At 47.2% G+C, this 10,746-nt stretch carries 9 protein-coding genes; 4 read left to right on the top strand and 5 right to left on the bottom strand.

What is annotated here, in order from left to right; genetic code table 11:
* From glnA to B3D59_RS00320, 5 genes are all read right to left on the bottom strand, one after another.
* The coding region (gene glnA, locus B3D59_RS00340; RefSeq protein WP_286817099.1) for a type I glutamate--ammonia ligase at nt 1-1,198 on the bottom strand (1,198 nt) is incomplete at its 3' end.
* Between the two features lie 89 nt (nt 1,199-1,287).
* Nucleotides 1,288-1,626, bottom strand: a complete 339-nt coding sequence (locus B3D59_RS00335; RefSeq protein WP_286817098.1) for a P-II family nitrogen regulator — start codon at nt 1,624-1,626, stop codon at nt 1,288-1,290.
* Entirely contained in the window at nt 1,613-4,246 is a 2,634-nt protein-coding gene (gene glnD / locus B3D59_RS00330) for a [protein-PII] uridylyltransferase (protein WP_286817097.1), read from the bottom strand. The genes B3D59_RS00335 and glnD overlap by 14 nt, the downstream gene beginning before the upstream one ends.
* Before the next feature lie 393 nt (nt 4,247-4,639).
* On the bottom strand, nt 4,640-4,828 hold the full coding sequence (gene tatA / locus B3D59_RS00325; protein WP_277004694.1) for a twin-arginine translocase TatA/TatE family subunit: 189 nt from the start codon (nt 4,826-4,828) through the stop codon (nt 4,640-4,642).
* Nucleotides 4,829-5,039: 211 nt separating this feature from the next.
* Nucleotides 5,040-5,846: a TatD family hydrolase gene (locus B3D59_RS00320; RefSeq protein WP_286817096.1), complete on the bottom strand. Its 807-nt coding sequence runs from the start codon at nt 5,844-5,846 to the stop codon at nt 5,040-5,042.
* Between the two features lie 243 nt (nt 5,847-6,089).
* Here B3D59_RS00320 and B3D59_RS00315 point away from each other — a divergent pair, with 243 nt between their 5' ends.
* Genes B3D59_RS00315 through B3D59_RS00300 form a run of 4 tightly spaced genes read left to right on the top strand, consistent with a single transcriptional unit; the run spans nt 6,090 to nt 10,472 of the window.
* On the top strand, nt 6,090-6,788 hold the full coding sequence (locus B3D59_RS00315) for a cell division ATP-binding protein FtsE (protein WP_286817095.1): 699 nt from the start codon (nt 6,090-6,092) through the stop codon (nt 6,786-6,788).
* Between the two features lie 25 nt (nt 6,789-6,813).
* Nucleotides 6,814-7,689: a permease-like cell division protein FtsX gene (gene ftsX / locus B3D59_RS00310; protein WP_286817094.1), complete on the top strand. Its 876-nt coding sequence runs from the start codon at nt 6,814-6,816 to the stop codon at nt 7,687-7,689.
* The gene (locus B3D59_RS00305; RefSeq protein ID WP_286817093.1) at nt 7,656-9,158 is read left to right on the top strand and encodes a peptidoglycan DD-metalloendopeptidase family protein; all 1,503 of its coding nucleotides are present in this window, start codon (nt 7,656-7,658) and stop codon (nt 9,156-9,158) included. The genes ftsX and B3D59_RS00305 overlap by 34 nt, the downstream gene beginning before the upstream one ends.
* Before the next feature lie 3 nt (nt 9,159-9,161).
* On the top strand, nt 9,162-10,472 hold the full coding sequence (locus B3D59_RS00300; protein WP_286817092.1) for a S41 family peptidase: 1,311 nt from the start codon (nt 9,162-9,164) through the stop codon (nt 10,470-10,472).
* Nucleotides 10,473-10,746 lie beyond the last annotated feature (274 nt).

Here is a 10,746-nt window from a genome sequence, read left to right as displayed (position 1 = left end):
GATCATAGATGTTTTTATCCATGGGATCCCCCGGATCAATTTTGTTCTGGATGCCGTCAATCATGGCCATGGCGATGGCGGAGAAGGCCATGTAACCGTTGGCGCTGGGGTCGGGAGTACGGAACTCAAGACGTTTTGCCTTGGGTGATCCGGAGTACATGGGCAGACGAATAGCGGCAGAACGGTTCCGGCTGGAGTAAGCCATTTTGATGGGTGCTTCAAAACCGGGCACCAGACGTTTGTAGGAGTTGGTTGTGGGGTTGGTAATAGCGCACAGGGCTTTGCAATGCTTCATGATGCCGCCGATGGACCACAGGGCGTTATCGGACAGACCGGCATATTTGTTGCCTGCAAAGGTGGGCTCTCCACCTTTCCAGAAACTCATGTGGGTATGCATGCCGGTACCGTTGTCACCGAAAAGGGGTTTGGGCATAAAGGTCACGCAATGTCCGTGTTTTGCAGCCACATTCTTCAGTACATATTTGAACCAGGCAAGCTTGTCACCCATATTCAGCAGGGAGTCAAACCGAAGGTCAATCTCAGACTGTCCGGCGGTAGCAACTTCGTGATGCTGGCATTCCATGTCAATGCCCAGATCCTGCAGGGTCAGCATCATTTCAGTTCTAATATCCTGATAGGTGTCCATGGGCGGCAGGGGGAAGTAGCCGTGCTTGGGTCTGATTTTGTAGCCAAGGTTAGGCTCGGAACCGTCACCGGTGTTCCAGTATGCTTCCCGGGAATCAATTTCAAAAAAGGAAGCATGGGGCTCAGAAGAGTAACGGATGTTGGAGAAGATAAAGAACTCGGGCTCAGGGCCTACAAAGATGGTGTCGCCGATGCCGGTGCTCTTGAAGTAGGCTTCAGTTCTTTTGGCAATACCGCGGGGATCTCTGGAGTAGGATTCGCCGGTGATGGGATCATGAATGTTGCCGATAACAACCAGGGTCGGAACTTCAAAAAACGGATCAATTTTTGCCGTACCTGCTTCAGGGATTACGTTCATATCGGAGTTATCAATGCTCTGCCATGCTCTCATGGAAGAACCGTCAAAACCAAATCCATCTTCAAAGGAAGCCTCTGTCAGTTCTGACAGAGGCACACTAAAGTGTTGCCAGGTGCCGATGAAGTCCATGTAGCGGATATCAACGACTTTAACATTGTTTTCTTTAGCCATTGCCAATACATCTTTTGGTGTCATTTTTTTACCTTTCTATCTATATAAAGTTATTGTGGGGGTTACCCGTGTTTTTGGGTTTGAAATAATGGGGCGCAAAAGCACCTTAACCATTAAATTGCATCATCTCCGCGTTCACCGGTTCTGACTCGAATGGCTTCTTCAACCGGCAGCACAAAAATCTTACCGTCACCGATTTTACCGCTATTGGTAGCAGACCGGATAGTTTCCACGGTTTCGTCAAGTCGGTCGTCGGTCACAACAATTTCAAGTTTTATTTTCGGAACGAAATCAACAACATATTCCGCGCCACGGTAGATTTCCTTGTGCCCTTTTTGCCGGCCGTATCCATTAACTTCCGTAACGGTCATGCCGTAGATGCCTATCTCGCTCAAAGCCTCTTTAACATCATCCAGCTTAAAGGGTTTAATAATTGCCTCAATTTTTTTCATTTATGACCTCCTTTGACTGTATCTGTGGAAGACGGTTAATAATAGCTGTTTTGATTTGCTCTAATTTATCTTCGGATTCTATTTTTTGATCCCCTTCAATATTTCGGACGTAAAAAACGTCAATCACCTGATCCACCTTCGTGGCCACCATGGCGGCATTAACGTTGATGCCGGACCGGTACAAAGTATTGGTGACGGCAAACAAAAGTCCAGGGAAATCATAGGTTAAAACTTCAATAATTGTAAAAAAGCTGGATGTCTCATTGTCTATCCGAACCTGACTGGGTTCAGGAGGGCGACCGCTGGATATGGTCACTACAGTGGGGATTTTCTCAAGCACATTGTCCAGGTAGTGATCGTCTTCAAGGGCCATGCTTAAATCCTGCCCGGCCTTTTCCCATTTTTCCTTTTCAAAGAGACGGTCCTGGGGAGGACGCACATTAAAGATATCCAGAAAATGACTGTCACCCAGAGAATAGGCCTGGGAGCCGACAATATCAATGTTATTCTGAAAAAAAACCCCGGAAAGCTTGGAGTAAAACCCGGGCTTGTCCCTGCCGCAAATCGAGACGGTTCTCATATCTGACTCATTTTCCTTTGTGATCTGCCAGATATACTCGCGGTCTCCCAGGTTTCTGAATAGATTGATATGATCCACAATATTCTGGGGCGGCACATAAAGCAGGTAGCGCCGGGACATGTTGGATAACTGACTGGTAACCTCTTCTTCCCGCCAGCTTTCCCGCAACAGGGCCAGGACCTCTTTTTTCTTTTTTTCAATAAGACGTTGGGTTTTCTTAGAGGCCAATTCCCCTGTTTTGATGATACTCATGCTTTTAAAAAACAGATCTTTAAGCAGATTTTCCGTCCAGTCGTTCCAGGCCTTAGGTCCGGTGGCCTTGGAATCTGCTACAGTGAGCAAAAAAAGCATGCGCAACAACCGGATTTTTCCAATCTTATGCGCTGTGTAAACGGCTGTTTCCTCGTCAAAAATATCCCGGCGGGTGGCGGTTTTTGCCAAAAACAGATGGTTTCTAATAAGGAAAAGAATGTCTTCTTTTTCCGAAGGGCTGAATCCGAGACGGTCAACAACAGGTCCGGCTATTTCGGCGCCCCTGCGAGAGTGCTCCTTGGCAGGGTCGGCTTTCCCGATGTCATGAAGAAGGCCTGCCACAAGCAATACATTTTTATTTCTTATCTCCTTGAACACCGAGTTATAAAGGGTTCCCATCATCGTGTCGCCGGGATCCTTAAAGTTGTTAAGGATCTGTACGCAGCGGATGGAGTGCTTGTCGACAGGAAACAAATGGTACTGGTTGTACTGAATTTTGTGCACGAGCGGCGAGAATTCCGGAATAAACTGCGCCAGGATGCCGGTGGAAAGCATGACATTAAGCACATTGAATTTCCACAGGGACATCCCCAGAATCCGCTTGAAAATTTTGACACATTCGGGATCCGTGCGAACATCATGATCCACAAGGTGACGGAATTCCGATGCAACCCGCCTGGCCTCAATGGAGAGGGGAATCCGGGTCTGACCACTTTCAAGAAAAATGCGGAGCAGTAAATCAGGGTGCTGGATAATTGTAACGGTATTGGCAAAGTAAAGCCGACGTTTTTTTACAACCAGGCCCTCAGTCTTGGTGGGGCGTGGGCCGACAGTTTCCTTTTTAACCCGGCAGGTGGATACGATATCTTCAAATGTGATCCTGTAAATCTGCTTTAAAAAATCCATTTTCTCATGCAGTTCACCCAGGAAAACCTCCACCTGGGGTAAGCCGGACATATCCGTATAATCCATCAAACCGGCCACTTCTGCCTGGTTCTCAAAATGCAGGGTATCGTTTTTGCGATGACTGATATGATGCAGGCGATTACGCACATCCCAGATATAGGTTAACGCTTCTTCCAGGCTCTCGTATTCAAAATGGGAAAGAAACCCGTAATACTCAAGATCCCGGCGGATTTTGATATTGGATTTTATTTTGGCATACCACAGCAGTGTGTGGTAATCCCGAAGACCGCCAAATCCGGATTTTAAATCCGGAGAAACCAGATACGAAGAGTCCCCAAAATCCTCCAGACGCTTTTCTCCGTTTTCGTACAAATAATTGAGCGTGGGCTTCAAGTGCTTTGCGGATAACTGCTGCCTGAAATCTTCCATGAATGCGGAATAGATCAGGGAAGCGCCACAGATAAACCTGGCATCAAGCACTGTGGTCAGGATATCAAAACGCTCAAAGGACATTTTAATACATTCATTGATGTTCCGAACTGCATACCCGACTTCAAACCTGGCGTCCCATAAGGGATATAAAAGCTCTTGAACAAAGGCTTCCACCTCCGGCGGAATGACTTTATCAAAAAGAATGAGCAGGTCAATATCTGAGTGAATACACTGTTCTTTCCTTCCGTATCCACCCAAGGCAATAATGGCAAAAGGACTGCCCGAAATAACCATTTTCCTGGCGGCAATACTCTTTTCAAACACCCGATAAAAGTATTCATCAAGACGCGTGGTCATCTTTTCCAGAAAGTTGGGTTCTTGCCCCTGGAGGTACTGATCTATCAGCTCTTGTTTCTGCTCAATTAATAATTTGGTTTCAGGACTGTCCATGTCTGTTCAATATCTTTAATTTTGACCTTTTAATATATGTCCGTCTTTTCGGCAAACCATCTCATACGTCCGACCAATACCATAAAACGCTTCTCATTACTGCTTGCAACTCATTGCAATAGATTGCAATGGATGTGCCAATCTTTTATTTTCAACAGGTTACAACACGCACACGCAGTTAAGCCCCGAAAACAAACGAAAACGACAAACTTTGTTACAGTAATGTCTATTTTAAAAGGCGGTATATTACTTTTTTGTAACTACCGCCAAATAAGATCTTAAAAACCAACAGGAGAGTATATGATGTCGAATCTTTGAAAAGGCATGAGTAAGCCGCCAGACACATGGCGTGCTTGGCTGTGGAACGCTGAAAGAAGCGAATAACAATCACCACTAATTTTTATCTATTTTTTCAGGCTCCTTTTCCTTGTCGTCATCAATGGGCTCTTTTGTTGCTTTTTTGAAATTTTTAATACCTTTTCCTAAACCGGCACCGATTTCAGGCAACTTACCCGCACCGAATATAATAAGGATAATTACCAGAATGATTATCAACTCCGGCATTCCTACACCACCAATCATGATTCAAGCTCCTCGTTTTGTTCATGGCATTAGCATAAAATTCACCAAATCAGGTCATTAGCACTTAACCTGAACAAAGTCAATCATTAAGGATTTATGTGAACAGATCATGATATTTCAATTTTGTGACAAACTGTTTGCATTTTATTATACGCGGACCTTGTTCACGCATTTTGCTTTTTCCTGAAAAGTACAAAATTGTGAGCAGGCTCTATTTATCCGGCCAGGCCGGGTCCACCGGAATATTATAAAGATCCAGGGTGTTTTTAAACACGGCAGAGGCCAACTGATCCGGGTCTTCTCCGCGCACCTGGGCAAGGCATTCCATCACGGACCGGACAAAAGCAGGTTCGTTGCGCCGGTGTTTGTTTTTCTGGGGTGTGGGCGTCAGATAAGGGGCATCAGTCTCTATAAGCAACCGATCCCGCGGAATCAAAGGGACAATGCTGCGCAGGTACTCACCACGCTTAAGAATGGTGAGAATACCTGTAATGCCGATATAATACCCAAGGTCAAGATATTTAAACATCTCTTCTTTTGTACCGGAAAAACAGTGAACCACCCCTTTTCTTGACTTGGGCCCGTCTGATTTCAATATCTCATAAAACCGCCCCTTGGAATCCCGTTCATGGAAAATCAGCGGCAGGTCCAGCTTGCCGGCCAGGGCAAGCTGGGCAGAAAAACAGGCTTCCTGGTCTTCCTGGGGTGAAAACATGCGGTTGAAATCCAGCCCGGTTTCTCCCCAGGCCTTGACACAGTCATGGGTCAGAGCAAATTGTCGAAGTTCATTGAGTACCTGGGCGGAACATTGAACCGCATCATGCGGATGAACCCCCACAGAGGTGTAAACATGATCGAACCTGGATGCGATATCTATGGCCTTTTTCGAGGTGGCCCTGTCAATCCCGACCACCAGCACAGCCTTCACCCCGTTTTGGCGGGATCTGTCCATGACCTGGGCCAGATCATTATCGTAGCATTTATCGTCAATATGGCAATGGGAATCAAAAAGAATCATCTATATATTCCTATGGTTTTTTCCTTTCCTCTTCCTGAAAAGCAAAGCAAATGTAAGTTTGCAGCAAAACAACCAAGGCGTCAAAGTTTAAAGCCTTCACTGATTTGGAAGAAGCCGATTTACGGGTTCAGTGAAGGCTTTGTGTAAGAAAAACTGTTTGCAGCACTCCTTGACACAGGCGGTTTATATCAGTAAATTCAATCTCAGTCAATTATCCCTAAAAGACCACAAGGCAAATCTTATATGAGGGCCAGTAGCGGCAAAGCTAATATTATCAGGCTGTTTAACGTAACCAAGCGCTATGGCGGCAAGTTAGCTTTAAACAACATCACCTTTGATATTGAGCCCGGCGAGTTTATTTTTATTTCCGGGCCTTCCGGGGCGGGCAAATCCACCTTGCTCAGAGTTTTATACCTGGCCGAACGGGTATCCGAAGGACAGATTCTGATTGACGGCATGAACCTGGCACGGATTTCATCGGCAAAACTGCCTTTTTTACGCCGTCGTTTCGGCATGGTGTTCCAGGACTTTAAGCTGATCCCCAGCCGCACGGTTTTTGAAAATGTCGCCCTGGTGCTCAAGGTTGCCGGAGAAAAACCGTCCTACATAAAAAAAAAGGTGATGCATGTACTGAGGATCACGGGCATGGAGAAAAAGGCCAATCACCTGCCGCCGACCCTATCGGGCGGAGAACAGCAGCGGGTGGCCGTGGCAAGGGCGGTAGTGGGAGGACCTTCCATTATCCTTGCGGATGAACCTACGGGCAGTCTGGACAGTGAATCTGCCCAGCGTGTGCTTGATTTACTTTTAGGGTATCATCAAAAGGGGGCCACCATTCTCATGGCCAGCCATCATATAAAGCAGATGGACTGCTTTAGTAAAGGACGAAATATCGCCCTGGAAGACGGGAAGCTTAAAGGGATATCAACCATTCTATGCTGAAAAACTGAAAAAGATTAATTGCGATATGATGCGATTTCTAAGTAAAGCCTTGACGGATATCAGGTCCAACCGATTTTTAAACATCATCACCATCATGACCATCGCCCTTTCCATCCTTCTGGTATCGGTTTTCATGCTTTTTTTTGAAAACGCCGGACGGGTTCTTTCTGCCTGGAATCAGGGCGGACGGGCCATGATTTACTTAAGTGATGCTTTCACGCCTGCCATGCTGCCCAATGTAAAAGAACAGCTTGTATCCATAGGCGGCATCGAGGAAATAGTATTTATACCCAAAACCCAAGCCCTGGAACGGCTGAAAAAAGAGATGGGCGCCAAAACCAGTTTTCTGTCAACCCTTCAGGAGAACCCCCTCCCCGACGCCCTTGAAATCACCATGACCGACCATTCAAACTTTGACCAGATTCAAAAGAGAGCCGACCGGATTAAGGCGTTAGAGATGGTGGATACCGTAGAGTATGGACAGGGATGGCTGGGCCGCTTCTTCAAGCTGTTCAATCTTTTCAAAATGACCGGGTATGCCATGAGCGGTCTGTTTTTAATGATCGCCCTATTCATTACGGCCAATACCGTGCGTCTGGCCTTTTATGCAAGACAGACTGAAATAGAAATCATGCGTCTGGTGGGCGCCACTGACGGGTTCATCAAAACACCTTTTTATGTTGAAGGGCTTCTCCAGGGATTTTTAGGCGGGGTGTTGGGTATACTCATTCTTCTATCAGGCTACCTGACACTGTCTTCCGGCATATCCCAGAACCTGAGCGCCTATGTTTATCTGGATATTCATTTTCTTTCCTGGCAGGCTATGGCAATAGTTTTATTTTCCAGTACATTTTTAGGTTGGTTCGGATGTTTCATCTCCCTGAAACAAATTTTAAAATAGGGCCTTTCTTTTTTGCCGGAATTATGGCTATTGCCGTCGTTTTTAGCCTGGCAAATCCATGTTACGCACAAGTCCTGTATAAGGGAAAAATCAATGCGGCCAAGCTCAACGTCCGCGCCGCACCGGACAACCGCGCTTCAGTGGTGGTGGTTCTCAATAAAGGCGAACGGGTTGATGTTGTGGAAATAAAAGATGGCGTCGGCGGCTGGCTGACGGTGGAATACCAGGGCCTGAAAGGATATATCAGAAACATGAGCCGCTATATTCTTTTAAAACCGGTCTCTTCGCGTTCAAAGCAAAAACAGAAACCAGCGCCTCCGAATCGACCTTCTCCGCCCCCGGCAAACACCACGGCCACGCTCATAAAGAAAACACCTGCCCCCCCAAAGACCGCCGGGGCAGATCAAGCCGGACAGGAGGTCATTGCAAGGCAGATTCGGCAAGAGAAGCGGAAAGTCAAGGAATTCTCTCAGCAGGAGATGCGGATTCTTGACGGACTTAACGAAATTGAGATGGCCCTGAACCGGGCACGGCTAACCGCCCGGGAGCTCAGGCTTAATGCCCTTGCCATTGCCCAGGAAATTGAAAGGACACAGGCACGCATTGCAGAGCTGAACAAATCAATGGAGGCCACACGGGACTATGCAGGAAAACGCCTGAATGCCCTTTTCCGCATGCACATGATGGGCCGCCTTGAAATGGCGGGTCCCCCGTCGTCTTTGTTTAATTTTGTCACCACCCAGAACGCGCTTAAAAAAGTGGTGACATCGGATTTTACCCTACTGGATAAACAGGCCCGGAACATGAAGGAACTTAGCGAACTTGAACAGAATCTGAATATTCAACAGAAGCTGAAATCAGACCTGCAGGAACAATTGGACAATGAGATTGAACTGCGCAAAAAAGAAACCCTTAAAAAGGAAAAAATCCTTACAGAGATAAGACGGCGAAAGAGCCTATCCCTGGCAGCCATGGATTCCCTTGACGCATCGGCCCGGGCTCTGGAGCAGACCATATCCGCCATCACGCCCCCGGCCGGCGCCTCTGGTGTAAAAAAATCCTTTGACCGACAGAAAGGCCAACTGCTGACTCCGGTAAAGGGTGAAATCATTTCAAATTTCGGCACCAAACGCAAAGGCGATTACAACGCCTTCACATTTCAAAGCGGAATTGATATAAAGGCGGAACGGGGTGCACCCGTAAAAAACGTTTTCAACGGAGAGGTCATCTTTGCCCAGTGGCTTAAGGGGTACGGCAACCTGATGATCATCAACCATGGAAACAATTATGATACCCTTTACGCCCATGTGGAAGAGTTGTACAAGAAAAAGGGCGAACGGGTGAACACTGGAGAAATCATCGGCACGGCAGGAGATACCGGCTCTATGAAAGGGCCGTGCCTTCACTTTGAGGTCCGTCACCACGGCAAACCCGTCGATCCCCTCAAATGGCTGAAAAAAGGAGCATGACAGATGAAAAAAATGAGTTGGGCCGGGTTGATGGGGTTCTGGCTGACTGCGGCTGTGATCCTTATGCTGACTGCAGGTTCAGTGCATGCGGCGGACGAAAAAACCTATCAATCCCTGAAACTGTTTGCGGACGTCCTGGAAGAACTTGAAAATAATTATGTGGATGAGGTCAAACCCGAAGAGCTCGTACACAATGCCATAAAGGGTATGGTGGGCAATCTTGATCCCCATTCCAGCTTCATGCCCCCGGATGCCTTTGATGAACTTCAGGATGATACCAAAGGGGAGTTTTCCGGTATCGGGATTGTTATTACCATGAAGGACGGCATTCTCACCGTAGTCTCCCCCATTGAAGGCACCCCTGCCTACGAGGCGGGTATCACCGCCGGGGACATCATCGTCAAAATTGATGATGCATCCACCAAGGACATGGCCATGTGGGAAGCGGTGAACAAAATGAGAGGACCACGGTATGAGGAAGTTAAAATCACCATCATCCGGGAGGGGGCGTCAGCCCCGCTGGTCTTTACGGTCAAGCGGGATCTGATCCCCATGACCAGCGTGCGCTCGGCCATGCCGGCACCGGGGTTCGGATATTTAAGAATCACCAATTTCAGAATGAACACCCTGGATGATGTGATAGAACAATTGTCAGACTTGGAAAAACAGGGAAACGGCCTTAAAGGTCTGATCATTGACCTTCGGGATAATCCGGGAGGGCTTCTGGACCAGGCCATTCGAATTTCTGATCTGTTTATAAACGAGGGGACTATCGTGTCCATTAAGGGACGCATTGAAAAAAACAACCAGGTGTTCAAGGCCAATCCCAATTTTCCGGAACGTAACTACCCCATTGTGACCCTGATCAACGGTGGGTCTGCGTCAGCGTCAGAAATTGTGGCAGGCGCCCTTAAAGACAACTCCCGGTCCCTTATTTTAGGCACAACATCCTTTGGCAAAGGGTCGGTGCAAACCGTGCAGCCACTAGATGAAGGATTCGGGCTTAAATATACCATTGCCCGGTACTACACCCCCAGCGGGCATTCCATCCAGGCCAAGGGCATCGAGCCTGACATCCCTCTGGAGCCGGGAACGGTTGAGGAAGTCCCAAAAGATAATTCTGACTTTGAGCTGTTGCTCAAGGAAAAAGATTTAAAAAACAGTCTTAAACCCGAAGAGGACGAGACTAAAAACAAGAAAAAATCCCAAAAAGATGCTGAAATCGAAAAGCTCAGCAAAGATCTCCAGATAAAACGTGCCCTTGATATTCTCATCAGCTATGGTGTGTTCAGTAAAATAAATGGCACCAACTAACTCCACGGGCGGTACAAAAAAAAACCAGAGCAAAACGACTAAGGTGCCTGCCCTAAAAAAAGCCGCCCAAAAACCAAGTCCTAAACCAAAGAAAAAACCGAGCGCAACCAGAAAGACCGGAACAAAGCAACCTGATAAGAAAAAAAAACCCGGAAATTTCCATGAGGTGAAAAAAACGGTTTTAGGTATTGCCATCCTTTTGGCGGTCTGCCTGACCACGGCCATGCTGGTTGATATTTTTCTAAAAGCCCGTCGCCCTGTGGCACCGGAAACC

Origin of the sequence: Desulfobacter sp. UBA2225 (assembly GCF_002348205.1) — a bacterium.
Classification (GTDB): Bacteria; Desulfobacterota; Desulfobacteria; order Desulfobacterales; family Desulfobacteraceae; genus Desulfobacter; species Desulfobacter postgatei.
Note: the sequence above shows the minus strand (reverse complement) of the source record. Positions and strands in the feature narration are given on the sequence as shown.

Excerpts from the sequence above, each read along its gene's own strand:
- B3D59_RS00315 (WP_286817095.1), top strand. The coding sequence starts at position 6,090 with ATGAGGGCCAGTAGCGGCAAAGCTAATATTATCAGGCTGTTTAACGTA.
- B3D59_RS00335 (WP_286817098.1), bottom strand. The coding sequence starts at position 1,626 with ATGAAAAAAATTGAGGCAATTATTAAACCCTTTAAGCTGGATGATGTT.
- glnD (WP_286817097.1), bottom strand. The coding sequence starts at position 4,246 with ATGGACAGTCCTGAAACCAAATTATTAATTGAGCAGAAACAAGAGCTG.
- ftsX (WP_286817094.1), top strand. The coding sequence starts at position 6,814 with ATGATGCGATTTCTAAGTAAAGCCTTGACGGATATCAGGTCCAACCGA.
- B3D59_RS00300 (WP_286817092.1), top strand. The coding sequence starts at position 9,162 with ATGAAAAAAATGAGTTGGGCCGGGTTGATGGGGTTCTGGCTGACTGCG.
- B3D59_RS00320 (WP_286817096.1), bottom strand. The coding sequence starts at position 5,846 with ATGATTCTTTTTGATTCCCATTGCCATATTGACGATAAATGCTACGAT.
- tatA (WP_277004694.1), bottom strand. The coding sequence starts at position 4,828 with ATGATTGGTGGTGTAGGAATGCCGGAGTTGATAATCATTCTGGTAATT.
- B3D59_RS00305 (WP_286817093.1), top strand. The coding sequence starts at position 7,656 with ATGTTTCATCTCCCTGAAACAAATTTTAAAATAGGGCCTTTCTTTTTT.